At 68.7% G+C, this 15,889-nt stretch carries 15 protein-coding genes; 8 read left to right on the plus strand and 7 right to left on the minus strand.

The features are described from left to right. Positions 1-3 precede the first annotated feature (3 nt). Positions 4-369: a rhodanese-like domain-containing protein gene (locus E3O48_RS01340; RefSeq protein ID WP_134507303.1), complete on the minus strand. Its 366-nt coding sequence runs from the start codon at positions 367-369 to the stop codon at positions 4-6. A 111-nt stretch (positions 370-480) separates the two neighbouring features. Here E3O48_RS01340 and E3O48_RS01345 point away from each other — a divergent pair, with 111 nt between their 5' ends. From E3O48_RS01345 to E3O48_RS17905, 3 genes are all read left to right on the plus strand, one after another. Then, positions 481-1,944, plus strand: a complete 1,464-nt coding sequence (locus E3O48_RS01345; protein WP_134537045.1) for an NAD(P)/FAD-dependent oxidoreductase — start codon at positions 481-483, stop codon at positions 1,942-1,944. Positions 1,945-1,979: 35 nt separating this feature from the next. Next, on the plus strand, positions 1,980-2,123 hold the full coding sequence (locus E3O48_RS17495; protein WP_166788578.1) for a hypothetical protein: 144 nt from the start codon (positions 1,980-1,982) through the stop codon (positions 2,121-2,123). Positions 2,124-2,438: 315 nt separating this feature from the next. Further along, positions 2,439-3,872, plus strand: a complete 1,434-nt coding sequence (locus E3O48_RS17905) for a phosphatase PAP2 family protein (protein ID WP_241982351.1) — start codon at positions 2,439-2,441, stop codon at positions 3,870-3,872. Here E3O48_RS17905 and E3O48_RS01355 read toward each other — a convergent pair. From E3O48_RS01355 to E3O48_RS01375, 5 genes are all read right to left on the minus strand, one after another. Next, positions 3,865-4,674: a DUF1206 domain-containing protein gene (locus E3O48_RS01355; RefSeq protein WP_174774733.1), complete on the minus strand. Its 810-nt coding sequence runs from the start codon at positions 4,672-4,674 to the stop codon at positions 3,865-3,867. The genes E3O48_RS17905 and E3O48_RS01355 overlap by 8 nt on opposite strands. Positions 4,675-4,765: 91 nt before the next feature. Next, a complete protein-coding gene (locus E3O48_RS01360; RefSeq protein WP_134537046.1) occupies positions 4,766-6,139 on the minus strand; it encodes an NAD-dependent succinate-semialdehyde dehydrogenase in 1,374 nt (457 codons plus the stop codon). A 133-nt stretch (positions 6,140-6,272) separates the two neighbouring features. After that, on the minus strand, positions 6,273-6,863 hold the full coding sequence (locus E3O48_RS01365; RefSeq protein ID WP_134537047.1) for a DJ-1/PfpI family protein: 591 nt from the start codon (positions 6,861-6,863) through the stop codon (positions 6,273-6,275). After that, positions 6,860-8,317, minus strand: coding sequence for an MFS transporter (locus E3O48_RS01370; RefSeq protein ID WP_134537048.1), 1,458 nt, complete (start codon positions 8,315-8,317; stop codon positions 6,860-6,862). Before E3O48_RS01370 ends, E3O48_RS01365 begins: the two co-directional genes overlap by 4 nt. Continuing rightward, positions 8,314-8,859 (minus strand): TetR/AcrR family transcriptional regulator, encoded by a 546-nt coding sequence (locus E3O48_RS01375; RefSeq protein ID WP_166788579.1) that lies wholly within the window; start codon positions 8,857-8,859, stop codon positions 8,314-8,316. The genes E3O48_RS01370 and E3O48_RS01375 overlap by 4 nt, the downstream gene beginning before the upstream one ends. Before the next feature lie 272 nt (positions 8,860-9,131). Here E3O48_RS01375 and E3O48_RS01380 point away from each other — a divergent pair, with 272 nt between their 5' ends. The 3 genes from E3O48_RS01380 to E3O48_RS01385 are packed head-to-tail and all read left to right on the plus strand — an operon-like array spanning position 9,132 to position 11,603. After that, a complete protein-coding gene (locus E3O48_RS01380; protein ID WP_134537050.1) occupies positions 9,132-10,169 on the plus strand; it encodes an alpha/beta fold hydrolase in 1,038 nt (345 codons plus the stop codon). 58 nt (positions 10,170-10,227) lie between these two features. Next, positions 10,228-10,356, plus strand: a complete 129-nt coding sequence (locus E3O48_RS18150) for a hypothetical protein (RefSeq protein ID WP_255453685.1) — start codon at positions 10,228-10,230, stop codon at positions 10,354-10,356. Next, positions 10,356-11,603: a serine hydrolase gene (locus E3O48_RS01385; protein ID WP_166788580.1), complete on the plus strand. Its 1,248-nt coding sequence runs from the start codon at positions 10,356-10,358 to the stop codon at positions 11,601-11,603. Before E3O48_RS18150 ends, E3O48_RS01385 begins: the two co-directional genes overlap by 1 nt. A gap of 34 nt (positions 11,604-11,637) precedes the next feature. Here the strand turns inward: E3O48_RS01385 and E3O48_RS01390 are convergent, their stop codons facing one another. Beyond that, entirely contained in the window at positions 11,638-11,946 is a 309-nt protein-coding gene (locus E3O48_RS01390) for a hypothetical protein (RefSeq protein ID WP_134507310.1), read from the minus strand. A 147-nt stretch (positions 11,947-12,093) separates the two neighbouring features. On the opposite strand from E3O48_RS01390, the gene E3O48_RS01395 reads away from it, so the two are divergent. Next, positions 12,094-14,856, plus strand: a complete 2,763-nt coding sequence (locus E3O48_RS01395) for a LuxR C-terminal-related transcriptional regulator (protein WP_134537052.1) — start codon at positions 12,094-12,096, stop codon at positions 14,854-14,856. A 147-nt stretch (positions 14,857-15,003) separates the two neighbouring features. Continuing rightward, positions 15,004-15,858: a Cof-type HAD-IIB family hydrolase gene (locus E3O48_RS01400; protein ID WP_241982352.1), complete on the plus strand. Its 855-nt coding sequence runs from the start codon at positions 15,004-15,006 to the stop codon at positions 15,856-15,858. The last annotated feature ends 31 nt before the right edge of the window (positions 15,859-15,889 follow it).

A 15,889-nucleotide genomic window follows, 5' to 3' on the forward strand; every position in this document is an offset into this window, starting at 1 on the left:
GCGCTACGGGGTGGTGACGATGGCGAGGCCGGTCGAGCCGGCCGCTGCCGACATGGCACCGGCATCCGTCACGTGGGCGTAGCCCAATTCTCCCAGCCGGGCGGCGGCCGCCGCCGACCGATTGCCCGACTGGCAATAGACGACGTAGTTGCCGGACGTCGGCAGCGCCCTGATCCGGCTGTCGAAGTCGGGCGACTGCACGTCGATGTTGACGGCGCCGTCGAGGTGACCGGCCGCGTACTCCCCCGCGGTGCGCACGTCGATCACGACGGCATCGGCGGGCAGGGCTGCCGGCGCGGCGGACGAACATGCGGTCAGACCGAACAGGGCGGTGAGGACAAGGGCCAGGGTTGTGATCACTGTTTTCATCCTCCCATGCTATACCCCCTAGGGTATCATGGGACCAAAGTCCCAATACCCCCTGAGGTATCAGAGTAGGTTCGAGTCAACAGCACGGTAACTGGGATTGTGGGGTTTGAGATGTCACGAGTCGTCATCCTGGGCGCGGGGGTCTCCGGGCACACCGCGGCGCTGTTCCTCAAGCGACGCCTGGGCAGGGACCACGAGGTCGTCGTGGTGTCGCCCAACTCGCAGTGGAACTGGATCCCCTCGAACATCTGGGTCGGCGTCGGCAAGATGAGCCCCGACAGGGTGGTCTTCCCACTCGCCCCGATCTACCGGCGCAAGAAGATCGATTTCCGTCAGGCCAGGGCCGTCGCCCTGCGCCCGGAAGGTGATGCCGACAATCCCCAGGGCGCCGTCGACGTGGTCTACACCGATCCGAAGCGAGTCGGCCGGACCGAACGCATCCGCTACGACTACCTGATCAACGCCACCGGCCCCAAACTGAATTTCGCGGCGACCCCCGGGCTCGGCCCGGATGCCGGCAACACCGTCTCGGTCTGCACGCCCAGCCATGCCGTCGATGCCGCCGCGCACCTGGCCGCCGTCATCGAAAAGCTGAAAGCGGGCGAGCTCCAGACGCTGGTGATCGGGGTGGGTCACGGCACCTGCACTTGCGAGGGTGCAGCCTTCGAGTACGCGTTCAACGTCGAGCACGAGCTCCGTGCCGCGGGGGTCCGGGACCGGGCCGAGGTCATCTACCTGACCAATGAACACGAACTGGGCGACTTCGGCGTGGGCGGAATGACCTTCAGCCAGGCCGGCCGCCGGATCACGAGCGAGGCCTGGATGGAATCGCTCTTCCGCGAGCGGAAGATGAAGGCGATCACCCAGGCCGCAGTGACCGAGATCGAACCCGGGCTGATCCACTACCGGCAAATCGACGGCAGCGCGAACACCCAGCCCTTCGACTTCGCCATGCTCCTGCCGCCGTTCCGGGGCGTCGGCCTCGAGGTGTTCGACCGCGGCGGAGCCGAGATCACCGACACGGTCTTCGCCCCCAACGGCTTCATCCGGGTCGACGCGAACTACGAGGCCAAGCCCTTCGAACAGTGGACGGCAGCGGACTGGCCGAAGACGTACCAGAACCCGAGCTATCGCAACGTCTTCGGAATCGGGATCGCCTTCGCTCCGCCGCACGCGATCTCCCGGCCGTACGCCACTCCCGACGGGATTGCCATCGCGCCGGCTCCCCCGCGCACGGGCATGCCTTCCGGCTCGATGGGGAAGGTCGTCGCGATGACCATCGCCGACATGATCCTCCACGGTGCTGCCGAGCCGACCCACACCGCGTCGATGGGCGAGATGGCGGCCGCCTGCATCGCGTCGACGGGCACCGGGATGCGCTCCGGGACTGCCGCGGCCATGTCGATGTCGCCGATCGTGCCCGACTACTCCCGCTACCCGGATACGGCCGGCCGGGATCCGAAGGAAACGACAGGGGACATCGGCCTGGCGGCGCACTGGGTGAAACGGATGCTGCACACGATGTTCATCTACAAGGCCAAGGCCTATCCGCTCTGGTATCTCATCCCCGAATAGCCCGCACCAGACGACTCGATCCAACGGAGAACAGCATGGACGACACCCAGCGCCGAATCAACGCGGCACCGCTGCCCGCGGCCCGCGAATTGCGGCGCCGGCGCAATCTCATCCTGCAGTTCCTGCGCTTCGTGCGCCTGAACTGGACGATGTACCGACTCGCCAGACACCACCACTAGGAAGCCGGGTCGCACCGGCGCGAAGGCCGTGCAGCCGGGACGGGCCGCTTGCGCAGGAGGCTAGTTGCAGGTGCAACGCTGCTCGGGCGGAACATCGGCCATGACGCTGGCGACGTGTTCGCCGCATCCGGCCCAAGTGATCTTGCCACAACGGTTACAACGGACTGCACTGCACATGGGGCGCTCCTTGATTGTTCCAACGGAGATTCCAGCATACCCCCCAGGGTATCAAGGGGCAAGTGGCAAGAGGGTTCGAAGGTGAATCCGGCACCCAGCGAGCCCCTCTCCTGCCGATGACGACCTAACATTGGTCAAATGGAAATGCAGAAGGCCCCTGTGGTGGCGGCCCGGCCGGGAGCCAAACGCGTCTCGTATCGATGGCCGTTGATCAGCGGCGTGGTCACCCTCGCACTCGCCGTGGCCCTCGGCACCCTGATCGCGCTGCGCGAGAACGGGATGCCGCTGTCCATCGACACCGAGTGGATGACGGAGCTGATCGAGAATCGCGCGCCGGTCTGGGACGTCCTGGCCCTGGCGATGGATTCCCTCGGAGGGGGTCTGGTCGCCATCCTGGTCCTGCCCGTCCTGATATCCGGCGCACTGCTGCTGGCAAGACGCCCCTGGGCCGCCGGCTACTTCCTCACGGCTTCGCTGCTGACCGGCGGCCTCGTCCAAGTGCTCAAGACCCTCTTCGGCCGGGCCCGCCCGGAGAACGTCCTGACGAACCTGGATTTCGGTTCATTCCCGTCCGGGCATGTGGCCAATGCGGCGACCATGGCCGTGGTTCTGGCGCTCCTCTTCCCGCGGGTGTGGGTTTGGGTGGCCGGGTCCGTGTACACGGTCCTGATGATGATCAGCCGAACCTACCTGGGCGCGCACTGGCTCACCGACACCGTCGGCGCGCTGTTCCTCGGGATCGGCGTCGCGGTCGTGCTCTGGGCGCCCGTTGCGGCGAGACTCGACGGCGAGCACGCCCTCGCGGGCAGCCGGCCGGCCCGCCTCTCCCCCGTGCTCCGGACGCTGCACGCACGGCTCATCGTCGAAGCCAGGCCCCTCGAGCCGGCCACCCGGCGGCGACTCCAGCTGGTTGCGGCCGGCCTGGCCGGTCTCGGCGCGCTGTGCTTCACGGTCATCCTCCTCTCGGTGCTCGGCCGGAATGGCCTCACCGCCATCGACGCGCCCGTGCAGGAGTGGCTGGCGGCCGGACGGTCCCCGAGCCTGACAGCGGTCATGATCGGGCTGGCCATCGTCTTCGGGCCGATCGCACTGCCGATCATCCTCCTCGTTGTGGCACTCACCTGGGGCATCGTCACCCGGCACGCCTGGCGGCCGCTCGTGCTGGCGACGGCCATGCTGACCGGGGTCGTGCTGGCGCAGATCATCGGGCACTCGGTCAACCGGCACCGACCGCCGACCGAGCTCATGCTCTTCGGCCCGGATCCATCGTTCTCATTTCCGTCCGGCCATGTCCTCGGCGCGTCGGACTTCGTCCTGCTCACGGCCTATCTCGTGCTGTCACGCCGGTGGAGCACCCGCGGTGCCGTCGCCGGGTTCGGCGTCGCGGCGGTCTGCATCATTGCCGCTGCCGTCAGCCGGGTCTACCTCGGCTATCACTGGGCAACGGATGCGCTGGCATCCGTCTCGCTGTCCCTGCTGATCCTGGGCTGTGTGATCGCCTTCGACACCTGGCGCGCCTCGCCGGTCGCGGAGACGGCCGACCCGGTGGAGACGGCCGACCCCGTCAGGTGAGCCGGGCGCGCCAGGCCCGGGCGAAGCAGTACACCCCGTAGGCGAGGAGCCCCACTCCGATCACGCCCAGGATGACCCCGCCAAAGGGCAGGGCCGCCAGGCCCTTCAGGGCTCCGTCGAGCCCGGTCGACTTGCTCGGGTCCAGGGTGAACGCCGCCACCAGGATGAGCACCGCCACCACGATCAGCGCGACGCCCTTGGCGATGTAACCGGCGATTCCCAGGGCGATGATCGCCCGGCCGGCGGCGCCGGCGGGCACCGAGAGGTCGGCGGTGAACTTCCTGAGCGCGCCCTTGCGCACGAAGTAGACACCGATTCCCAGCACGACGAGGCCGCCGAGCAGGAGCACGAACACCCCACCCGGAGCCTTCATCAGTGCGGCGCTGGCGTCGCGGGTGCTGGTGGCCGAATCCGTTGTGCCCCCGAAGGCGAAGGTCGCCGCTGTCCCCGCGAGCAGGAGGTAGACGGCGGCCTTGCTGACCTCGACGACCCGATGCGACCATTTGCGCTTCGGGTCGGCACCCTGGATCAGGAATGCCCCGAGGAGCAGCCAGAGCCCGAGGGCGAACAGCCCCACCACCACGGTCCAGAGCACGAAGACCCCGCCGGGGCTCGCCGCGAGCTGGCCGAGCGCCCCGGATTGGTCGGCGGTTCCGCCGCCGCCGACCGCAACGGCGATGGCGATGCCGGCGATCAGGATGTGCAGCAGGCCGTTGACGGCGAAGCCGAGGCGGGCCAGCGCCTGTAACGTGGTACTTCGTTTGGCCGCGCGGGCGACCTGGGCTGCGGGATCACTGTTCACGGCCCCAGCTTAGGTCTGCCGGCCCGATTCGTGGCAGGAAATCGGCGGGTGGGCCCGGCAGGCCGAGAGGTCGGCCTGCCGGGCTCGACCATTACTTGAGGATGCGAATGAGCTTCTTGTTGGCGAACTCCGCGATGCCGAAGCGTCCCAGTTCGCGGCCGAACCCGGACCGCTTGACACCACCGAACGGAAGTTCCGGGCTGTCCAGGAGCGAGCCGTTGATGAAGACCATCCCGGCGTCGATCAGGTCGGCCACGCGCAGGGCCTGCTCGGGGTCCGTGGTGAACAGGTAGGAGCCGAGGCCGTAGGGGATGTCGTTGGCCACCTGCACCGCCTCGGCCTCGTTCTGCACGCGGTAGATCGCGGCAACCGGGCCGAAGAATTCCTCCCGGTAGGCGTCGCTCTCCGGGGAGACATCGGTGAGGACCGTGGGCGAGAAGAAGGCGCCCTTTCGGCTCCCCCGGGCGTGAACGGTCGCGCCCTGGGCCTCGGCGCGCTGGACCTGTTCCTCGAGGCCCTCGGCGGCGCCGAGGGAGGAGAGCGGGCCGAGCGTGGTCTCCGGCGACGTGGGGTCGGCCGGCACGTTGCCGGTGATCTTCGCCGTGAAGCTCTCCACGAAGGCGTCGAACAGGTCGTCGATCACGATGAAGCGCTTCGCGGCGTTGCACGACTGGCCGGAGTTGTCGATGCGCGCCGCGACGGCCGCGTCGACGGCTTCGTCGAGGTTGTCGGTGCTGAGCACGATGAACGGGTCTGAACCGCCCAGCTCGAGCACTACCTTCTTGAGGTTGCGGCCGGCGACCTCGGCGACGGCCGCGCCGGCACCCTCCGAGCCGGTCAGGGACACGCCGCAGACTCGGGGATCCGGAATGATGATGTCGGCGATCTGAGCGCTGGACGCGTAGAGGTTGCGGTACGCGCCGGCCGGGAACCCGGCATCCGCGAAGATCTCTTCGATGGCGGCGGCGGATTCGGGGCACTGCGAGGCGTGCTTGAGCAGGATCGTGTTGCCGAGCACCAGGTTCGGGCCGGCGAACCGGGCAACCTGGTAGTACGGGAAGTTCCACGGCATGATGCCGAGGAGCACACCCAGGGAGGCGTTGCGGATGAAGGCCGATCCGTCGCCTCCGAGCAGCTCGATCGGCTCGTCGGCCAGGAACGCCTCGCCGTGGGTGGCGTAGTACGAGTAGATGTCCGCCGAGAAGTCGACCTCGCCGAGGGCCTGCTCGACGGGCTTGCCCATTTCGCGCACGATGAGCTCGGCCAGGTGCTCGCGGCGCTCGGTGTGCAGGTCGGCGACCCGCTGCATGAGGGCCGCGCGCTCGGCGACCGACGTGCCGCGAGAGAACTCACTGTGGGCACGGTCCGCGGCCCCGATGGCTGCGGTCACCTCATCATCGGTGGCGAGGGGAAAACTCGATCCGCTGGCTCCGGTCGCCGGGTTCGTGACTGTGTATTTGCTCATTGTCTCTCCAGGTGTCGTCGTTAACGCCGATCGAAAATGCAACCATCCTGCCGGGGCAGGGTCACTCGTGTGTGGTTACAGTCTGCCGTAGTCGCGGCGCGGATGGCCACGGCCCGAAGACCGCCCCCTCGCCTCAGACCGGCGGCTCCGGGTCGTACTGGATTCCCCGGCGCACGGCGCGGGCGCGCTCGAGACCGGCAAGGCGCCGCACCAGGTGCAGCGCCATGTCGATGCCCGCGCTCACGCCGGCGCTGGTGATGACATCACCGTCGTCCACGTACCGGTCCTGCTCTCGCACCGTGATGGTCGGGTCGAGTTCGGCGAGCAGGCCGAGGGCCCCCCAGTAGGTCGTGGCCGGCCGATTCCGCAACAGGCCGGCAGCGGCGTAGACGAGGGCGCCGGAGCACACGCTGGTCATCAGCGGCGTCTTCGCGTTCTGCGCCCGTACCCAGTCGAGGTGTTCCGGGTCCCTCATCAATGTCCGGGTTCCGTTGCCGCCCGGGTGAAGGACGACGTCGTAGTCGGGAGCGTCCGCGAACGAAGGGTGCGCGCCCAGGGTGAGGCCCTTGGACGCGAGCACCGGCTTGCCGTCCCTGGACAGCATCGATACCGCATACCCGTCTTCGGGGAAGGTGAGGGTCCAATACGCCAGCACCTCCCACGGGCCGACCGCGTCGAGTTCTTCGACGTCGTCGAAGAGGAGGATTCCAATGTTGCGTGTCATGGCACGTTCACCTTTCTTGTGGTTGAGTCCGAGAGTGGTTCGGGTCGGACTGCCTGCCGGAGGCCGGCCGCCGCGGGCCGGAGGAAGCAGAGGGCGACCAGGGCGCCGAGCGCCGCGACCAGGCCGGCGGCGATGAATGCCGCATGGAATCCGGCGGCGAGGGCCGGCACGTCGGCGATCCGGGCCGCGCCGGCCTCGCGGGCACTGAGCGCGGCGGCGGCACTGAATGCCGCGATTCCCACGGCGGCGCCGATCTGAGAGCTGGCATTCGACAGCCCGGATGCCAGGCCCGGCATCGTCGACGGAACCCCGGAAGCGATCACCATCGTTGACGGCGTGAAGCTGAGCGCGACGCCGGCGGCGGCCAGGAGCAGCCCCGGAAACACGTCGAGGCCGTACCCGGCGCCGGGCGGGGTGCGCGAGAGCCAGAGGTGTCCGCAGGCGAGCAACAGCAGGCCCAGGGTCAGCGTGCGCGCGGCGCCCAATGTGCGAATGATCCGGGGCAGGAGAAGCAGGGACACCAGGAATCCCGCGATCGATGTGGGCAGCATTGCCATGCCGGCCGTGCCCGGTTCGAGCTCCAGCACCTGCTGGAGGTACAGGGCGCTGAGGAAGAAGGTCGACACCCGCGCCGCGCCGCCGAGGAGACCCACGACGACTCCGGCCGACACCGTTCGTTCGCGGAACAGGGTGAGGGGGATGATCGGGTCGACGGCGTGGCGCTCGATGACGACGAATCCGACGATCAGGCCGATGCCGGCCAGCGCTCCGCCGACGGCCTGAACGGAGAACCAGCCCTGGTCGGCGATCGAGAGGGTCGCATAGATCAGGGCGAGTGCGCCTCCGGTCACGGAGATCGCCCCCCGCAAGTCGAAGGAACGCCGAACCCTGGGCCCCGATGGACCGACGACGAGCAGTGGCGCGCAGACGAACGCGAGGAGGGTGACGGGCACGGTGAGGAAGAACACCCATTGCCAGCCGGCAGCCGCGGTGATCAGGCCCCCGACCGAGACGCCGACGGCCCCTCCCGCCGCCGAGGCGGCGCCCCACGCGCCCATGGCCCTGGCCCGCTCGTCACCGGGGAATTGCAGCAGGATGATCGACATGGCGGCCGGGCTGAGCACCGCGGCACCCAGACCCTGCAGCGAGCGGGCGAGAATGAGCACCGCTTCGGTGGGAGCAAACCCGGCCATCAGCGTCGTCGCCGTGAAGAGTGCTGCCCCGGCCATGAACATCCGTCGGTTGCCGAACAAGTCGGAGGCGCGCCCGGACAACAGCAGGAAGCCGCCGAACGCCAGGAAATAGGAGTTGACCACCCACGCCACGCCCGTCTGGGTGAGGCCCAGGTCGTGCTGGATGGACGGCAGGGCGACGTTGACCACGGCCGTGTCGAGCATGACGACGAACTGGGCGGAAATGAGCGTCACCAGAGCGGCGCGGCGCCTGCGGCTCATGATCGCCGCCCGAGTCGGAGTGGTTCGACCGGGGAGAGGAGAGCGTGAAGCGTGTCGCGGAGCACCCGGGATGCGTCGTTTTCGGCGAGCCGGCCGGCCCTGATCTCGGACCCGGCAACGTGCAGGATCGCGTACAGGCAGGCCGCCTGCAGCCCGACGGTGAGGTCGGTCCGGAAGACCCCCTCGGATCGCCCGGAGACGAGCAGGGGCTGCAGGAGCAGCAGGGGGCGATCGTGGAAGTCGCGGACGCGTTCTGTCGGGACCTCGTGTTGTGCGGCCTCGAGGAACCCGGTGGACTGGGCGAATATCCGCCAGGACGATCGGACCAGATCCTCCAGGCACTCCCACGGCGCCCTGGCCAGGTCCAGAGCCGCCAACTGGGCCTCGGTCCGACTGATCGTCCGCTCGAAGACAGCGCCGATGAGTTCCTCCCGTGTGGCGAAGTACTCGTACACCGTACCCCTGGCCACGCCCGCCGCGATGGCGATCTCAGCGACGGTCGCGCGAGGCTTCTCATTCAGGCAGGCCAGGGTCGCGTCCATGATCGCGTTCTTGTTCCGAGTCGAATCAGATCGGGGCATTCTCATACCCACTAACTTATACATACTTGTTTGAGATATGAAATGAGTTGAGGAAACTTCTTTCATTCGGCGGCAGCGACGGGGCTGACATCTCGACCTGAAAATAAGTCTTGACATCTCAGACACGTGTGTATAGTTTATGAGAAACAAAGTCCAACACTCGTGTACGACTTAGCGGCGAGGGTCTCCCGGCCCCGCCGTCACCGCCACCACTTCGACAAAGGAGAAAGCCCATGCTCAACTTCTCTCGCCGCCCGGCCGAACCGGCTACGGTCTCCACCCCGTCCGTTCCCGACAGCCGTCGCCGGCCGTGGGCACGGAGGCTCCGCATCACCGGGATCGTGGCTGCGGCTGCCGTCGGTTTGACCCTCGTGTCCACGGGCGCGAACCTGGCCCTGGAGGGCGCTGAGCGCTCGAGCATCACGCCCTACGGGGAACGGATCGAGATCAGCGCCGGCTCGCTGAACGTCTACCAGTCCGGAACCGTCGGCCCGGCGATCGTGCTGCTCAGCGGTCTCGGCACCGCGGCGCCCGCGCTGGATTTCGCCCCGCTGATCCGGGCGCTCGGCAACCGCAAGGTCATCGTCGTCGAGGGTTTCGGCTACGGCTACAGCGACATGACCGCCCCCGCCCGCACTGTGGAGAACATCACGACCGAACTCCACGAGGCACTCACCGGGCTCCATGTCCCCGCACCGTACGTACTGGCCGGACACTCCATCTCCGGTTTCTACACCCTCGCCTACGCCAACCGTTACCCGGAGGAACTGTCCGCCGTCATTGGGATCGATCCGACCGTGTCCGCCGGCAAGCTGGGCGCGCCTTCGGTCGGCACCTCGACCGGCTCCCACGGTGGCATCCCCTGGTCCCGGATCCCGTCCGTCACCGGGCTCGTGCGCTGGGTCGACTCGATCGCGCCCAGCCTGGCCGAACCGGCCGGCGACGCCTTCACGGCCAGTGAGCGAGAACGCCTCCGCCTGATGTCGAGCTGGAACTTCTACAACCCCGCCCTCACCGACGAAACGCTGGAGATGGGCAACAACGCCCGGAAACTGCAGGGGCTCCGCTACCCCGACGGCCTGCCCGTGCTCGACTTCCTCGCCCAGGACACGATCGACTCCGACCCCGACTGGCAGAAAGCCCACGAAACGCAGCTCCAGAACGTTCAGCAGCACAAGATCGTCGTGCTCAAGGGCGGGCACTACCTGCACTGGACCCAGTCCACAGTGATCGCGAAGACGATCACCGACTTCCTGGCTCGGAACAACTAGCACGGCACGACGATCTGCCTCGAACCCTTCCCGAACCCATCCCGAAAGGATCACCACCATGGAATTCATCATTCTCGCGGCCATCACGTTCGCCGCCGCGGCGACAGTCCGGGCCATCACCCGAGACGGCTACACCCGCGTCGCGACCCGCACGCACCACACCGGCCCGGCGAAATGGAGCAAGTGATGGCCTCCGACCGAACCCTGGCCACGTTCGCCCGCCGTTGGCCCGGCAGGGTGCTCGCCGCCGTCGTTCTGCTCGCCATTCCGGCGGTGATGCTGTTCATGTCGCTGAACGGCGGCACCTACGCCGACGACAGCTGGACCGCCCTGCTCATGACGGGCGCACTGGCCCTGGCCTACCTCGTCTCACGCCGACTGATTCCCACGGTGGTGGTCGGAGCGCTCGTCGTCGGCCTGACCGCCTGGACCCTCTCCCCCAGCCTCGCCGACAGCCGCATCGGCGACGCGGCGGTCCTCGGCAGTTTGGACCGGGAAGCAGGCCAGGGAATGCTCGCCGGATTCCAGGACCTGGCGGTCGCCCGGGTCGACCTCGACTCAGCCCACCCGGTCCGGTTCGGCGGCCTCGGTGCCGACGAGACAACCCTCATGGAGGTCGGGTCGCTGACGAAGGCGATGACCGGACTCGTGATCAGGGACGCCGTGGACCGGGGCGAACTGCGCATGGACATCCCGGTGTCGACCTACCTGCCCCAGCTGGCAGGGTCGCCGGCCGGCACGGTCACCCTGAACGAGCTCGTCACCCACACCGCCGGCTACGCCGAATTCGGAGCCGCCAGCCTCCGCCGCGCACTCTGGGGCGCACCGCTCGGCCAAAACTTCCTGGGCACCGGCCTCACGCAGCTGCTCCAGGAAGCCCGGGAGGGAACTCTCCCAACCAGAGGGGCCTATGCCTACTCCACCCTGGGCGCCGCCATTGCCGGGCAGGCCGCGGCGGACGCAGCCGGGATGAGCTACCCCGACCTGATGCGCACCCGCCTCTTCGAACCGCTCGCGATGACCCACACCGTCATCGAAGACCAGCGCTCCCTCGTTCCGGGCGGCCGATCGAAGAGCGGCCTCCGCGTGCAGCCCTGGCTGCTGGACGCCTACGCACCGGGCGGCGGCGCCGTCTCCACCACCGGCGACCTCGCCAGGCTCGCCACCGCGCTCCTCGACGGCACCGCACCCGGCCTGGCCGCCCTGGACCCGACCACCGCTACAGACATGACGGGCACCCGCATCGGAGGCTTCTGGCACGTCTCCACCAGGGATGACGGCCGGACGCTCGCCTGGCACAACGGCCAGACCGGCGGCTATAGCTCCTACTTCGGCGTCGACCGCACCCGGAGCATGGCCGTCATCGTGCTCTCCGATGTCGCCAACCCCGCCGCCTACGACCTGGGCGTCGAACTCCTGGCCGACCGCGACTGACACCAGTGCAGGTCACACGAGGCTGACACTGGATTCACGCGTCCAGGTAGGCGACCACGTTGGCCGGAATCCCGAGCACCAGGGCATAGGCGTCGTGCGCGAGCAGAAGGCCCCGCGGATGCCGGGACACCTGCCAGCCGTGCAGGTCGAGGCCGCGCGTGAGGGTTTCAATCCACGCCTCCTCCCGTTCCCGGGCATTGCGCGGTTCGCGGTCCGCCCCGAGGATCACGCGGTATCGCACCTCCTCGACCGAGAGGCCGGACAGCTCCTCCAGGTGATGGTCGACGTCGAGGGCGACGGGAGCGAGGTACAGATCGGCCAGGTCATGTGGTCGTGTGCTCACAACCGCCTCCTTCAGTTGACCTCAACATAGCCGTGCACTCCGCCGAACGATAGCGAATTGACGGCATTGGACAGCCCGTCGAACGCCCTGACCGCCGGTCGGCGGTCGGCGAGCGCCGTTTCCCCCGGCCCTCAATATGATGAGGTCATGCCGACGCCCGTCCTGGCCACGAAACTCTTCGTTCCTGCTCTGCGACCCCAGGTCGTTCCTCGCCCGCGCCTGATCGCGCGTCTGAGGGAGGGCCTGCGCCCGGGCCGGAAGCTGACTCTCATCTCGGCCCCTGCCGGCTTCGGCAAGACAACTCTCCTCAGCGAGTGGATCGCCGACAGCCGGCAACGTGACGCGAGCGTTCGAGTGGCCTGGGTGTCCCTGGACGACGGCGACAACGATCCGGCCCGCTTCCTGACCTACCTCGTCGCCGCCCTGCGGAGTGCCGGGCCCGCTCAGCCGCCATCGGTCGAGCAGGCACTGACGGTCGAGCAGACGCTCACGGCGCTCATCAACGACATCGCACAGGCGCCGCACGACACCATCCTCGTGCTCGACGACTTCCACCTGGTTGATGCGGCACCGGTGCGGGATGCCCTCGCCTTCCTGCTGGAGCGCCTCCCGTCGAACGTTCACCTGGCCATGGCCGGCCGCTCCGACCCGTCGCTTCCGTTGGCCCGGCTGCGGGGCCGGGGCGAGTTGACCGAGTTGCGTGCGGCCGATCTGCGCTTCACACCGGACGAATCCGCTGCGTTCCTCAACGAGGTGATGGGCCTGACGCTGTCGGCCACCGACATCGCCGCCCTCGAGACCCGCACCGAGGGCTGGATCGCCGGCCTGCAGCTGGCCGCCCTGTCCATGCGGGATCGTTCGGACATCGCCGGTTTCATCCGGGCGTTCACGGGCAGCCACCGGTTCGTGATCGACTATCTGGTCGAAGAGGTGCTGCAGCGCCAGCCGGACGACGTGCGCAACTTCCTGTTCCGCACCGCCATTCTCGACCGGCTCAGCGGCCCCCTCTGCGACGCCGTCACCGGGCAGGCAGGGGGCGACGAGATGCTCGAGAAACTGGAGCGGGAGAACCTGTTCGTCGCTCCGCTGGACGACCACCGCCGGTGGTATCGCTACCATCACCTGTTCGCCGACGTTCTCCGGGCTCGGTTCCCCGCCGAGTGGCGCGACAGCCTTCCCGACCTCCATCGACGAGCCGGCGAGTGGTATGAGCGCAACAACCTGCCCGAGGACGCGGTCAGGCATGCGCTTGCCGCCGAGGACTTCGAGCGCGCCGCGAACCTCATCGAGGGGGCCGTGCCTGCCCTGCGCAAGGGCAGGCAGGACGCGACCCTGCTCGAGTGGCTCACGCTGCTGCCTGCCGAGGTCGTGGCTCGCCGGCCCGTGCTCAGCGTCTACCTCGCCTGGGCGATGCTCATTGCGGGCAACCTGGATGCCGTCGAACTCCGGCTGAGGGATGCCGAGGCTGGCCTGCGTGCGGCGGCCGGCGCAGGCAGCGGGCCCGGCGCAGCCTTGGCCGACGCAGCCGTGCCCGGCGCAGCCGTGGCCGACCCTGCCGCAGTCGGAGAAGAGCTTCGGCTGCTGCCGGTGATGATCGCCGTCTACCGGGCCTCGCTCGCCCAGGCGCTGGGTGATGTGGCCGGCACCGCGGAGCACGCCCGGCGCGCGCTCGACCTCACCGAGCCGGGCGATCACTTCGGACGTGCGGCGGCGGCCGGCTTCCTGGGCCTCGCCTCCTGGGCGAGCGGAGACCTTGAGGCGGGACTGCGGGCCTTCGCCGAGGTCAGGACGACACTGCGGCTGGCCGGCAACACCGCCGATGTGCTCGGCACCACGGTGGTGCTGGCCGACATGCTGATCCCGCTCGGTCGCCTGCGTGACGCCCGGCGGGCCTACGACGAAGCCCTGCAGGTGGCGAGCGCGCAGGGCGAGCCGGCTCCGCAGCCGATGGCCGACCTGCATGTGGGCATCAGCGAGCTGCACCGGGAGCAGGGCGAACTGGATGCCGCCAGGGAGCACCTGTTGGCAGCCCAGGCACTCGGCGAGCGCGCGTCCCTGCCCGAGAACCGCTATCGCTGGTTCGTCGCGATGGCGCGGGTCAGGGAAGCCGAGGGAAACCCCGACGCGGCGCTGGACCTGCTCACCGAGGCGGAACGCCTGTACGCGCGCGGCTTCTTCCCCGAGGTGCGCCCGATATCCGCGCTGAGGGCACGCGTCTGGATCTCGCAGGGCCGGCTCGCCGAGGCACGGGAGTGGGCGACCGGGCAGGGGCTCTCCACCGCCGAGGTCAGCTATCTGGGCGAGTTCGCGCAGATCACCCTGGCGCGACTGCTGATCGCCGAGCACCGGGCCGATCCGAAGCAGGGCGCGATTCAGGAAGCACTGGCACTGCTGGACCGGCTCCTCGAGGCGGCCGAGGCAGGGGGCCGCACGGGAAGCGGCAACGAGATCCTGGTGTTGCAGGCGCTCGCCCATCAGGCCCGGGGACGTCTCTCCCTCGCCCTCGCGTCCCTGGAACGGGTGCTCGACCAGGCCGAACCTGAAGGCTACCTGCGACTCTTCCTCGATGAGGGTGCTCCCCTGGCAGAGCTTCTGGGTGAGGCCGCGCACCGGGGAATCCGGCCGGGGCACCTCTCCCGGTTGCGCCGCGCATTCCGGCCGGCCACCGCCGGGGCCCAGCCCGTCGGGGCCCAGCCCGCCGTACCCCTGGCCGCCGGGGAGGCGCTGAGCGAGCGCGAACTGCACGTGCTCCGGCTCCTGGCCACCGAGCTCACCGGGCCGGAGATCGCCCGCGAGCTCTACCTGTCCCTGAACACGATCCGCACCCACACGCGGCACATCTTCGGCAAGCTATCGGTGAACAGCCGGCCGGCGGCCGTGCGCCGGGCCGAAGAGCTGGATCTGCTCTAGCGCCGGTCGCCGACGGCGACACCGACGGGACACCGACAGGGACTGACAGGAACTCTGACAGACAGGGGTGACATCATCGAAGGACAGGGCGGGCGCCGCTGACGCATTCGCGGCCCACCGCACCGCCATCGAAATGAAAGCCGCCGTGTGACCCACCCAGCAGAGCAAGCCGACATCCGCCTCATCGTCTCGGACATGGATGGCACCCTTCTCGATGACGACGGCCGCGTTCCCGACGCGTTCTGGCCTCTCCTCGACGACCTCGCGCAGGCCGGAGTGCTGTTCGTTCCCGCCAGCGGCCGCCAGTACCAGACCCTCCACGCGGTCTTCGGCGAGCGCGACGGCCTGCTCTACATTGCGGAGAACGGGGCCAACGTGGTCAAGGACGGCACCAGCATCGTGCAGGAACCCGTCGATCCAGCGATCATCGCCCCCATCGTGGACTGGGTGCGCACCACCGCGGCCGCCGGAGCCGACCTGGGGATCATCGTCTGCGGCGCCCGCTCCGCGTACATCGAACGCTCCGATCCCGACTTCGTCAGCCACGTGTCCCGCTACTACGCGGCACTCGAGGTCGTGGCGGATGTCCAGGTCGCCGCCCTCGATGACGTCGTCCTCAAACTCGCGATCTACGACGTCGGCAGGGCCGAGACCCGCACGGGACCGGCGATCCGCGAGCTCGACCTCCCGGCGGACGTTGTGGTCTCCGGCGAGAACTACGTCGATGTGATGGGCCAGGGAGCGAACAAGGGCCGGGCCCTGGTGCGGCTCCAGCAACAGCTGGGCATCAGCAGGGATCAGACGATGGCGTTCGGCGACTACCTCAACGACGCCGAGATGCTCGATGCTGCCGGGCATTCCTACGCTGTTGCCAACGCGCACCCGAGCATCCGTGCCCGCGCCCGGAACATCGCCCCCTCGAACTCGGAGGCCGGCGTGATCAGCAGCATCCTCGCCGCCCTGCCGCACCTGCAGGGCGAGCGCGCGACGAGCATCCTCTAGCCGTACGCGACCTGACCCCCCGGCGACGGGG

Origin of the sequence: Cryobacterium sp. HLT2-28 (assembly GCF_004402495.1) — a bacterium.
Taxonomy (GTDB): Bacteria; Actinomycetota; Actinomycetes; order Actinomycetales; family Microbacteriaceae; genus Cryobacterium; species Cryobacterium mannosilyticum.

Coding starts and splice junctions, on each gene's coding strand:
- E3O48_RS17905 (WP_241982351.1), top strand. CDS start 2,439: ATGGAAATGCAGAAGGCCCCTGTGGTGGCGGCCCGGCCGGGAGCCAAA.
- E3O48_RS01365 (WP_134537047.1), bottom strand. CDS start 6,863: ATGACACGCAACATTGGAATCCTCCTCTTCGACGACGTCGAAGAACTC.
- E3O48_RS01345 (WP_134537045.1), top strand. CDS start 481: ATGTCACGAGTCGTCATCCTGGGCGCGGGGGTCTCCGGGCACACCGCG.
- E3O48_RS01375 (WP_166788579.1), bottom strand. CDS start 8,859: ATGGACGCGACCCTGGCCTGCCTGAATGAGAAGCCTCGCGCGACCGTC.
- E3O48_RS01370 (WP_134537048.1), bottom strand. CDS start 8,317: ATGAGCCGCAGGCGCCGCGCCGCTCTGGTGACGCTCATTTCCGCCCAG.
- E3O48_RS01360 (WP_134537046.1), bottom strand. CDS start 6,139: ATGAGCAAATACACAGTCACGAACCCGGCGACCGGAGCCAGCGGATCG.
- E3O48_RS01380 (WP_134537050.1), top strand. CDS start 9,132: ATGCTCAACTTCTCTCGCCGCCCGGCCGAACCGGCTACGGTCTCCACC.
- E3O48_RS01395 (WP_134537052.1), top strand. CDS start 12,094: ATGCCGACGCCCGTCCTGGCCACGAAACTCTTCGTTCCTGCTCTGCGA.
- E3O48_RS01340 (WP_134507303.1), bottom strand. CDS start 369: ATGAAAACAGTGATCACAACCCTGGCCCTTGTCCTCACCGCCCTGTTC.
- E3O48_RS17495 (WP_166788578.1), top strand. CDS start 1,980: ATGGACGACACCCAGCGCCGAATCAACGCGGCACCGCTGCCCGCGGCC.
- E3O48_RS01385 (WP_166788580.1), top strand. CDS start 10,356: ATGGCCTCCGACCGAACCCTGGCCACGTTCGCCCGCCGTTGGCCCGGC.
- E3O48_RS18150 (WP_255453685.1), top strand. CDS start 10,228: ATGGAATTCATCATTCTCGCGGCCATCACGTTCGCCGCCGCGGCGACA.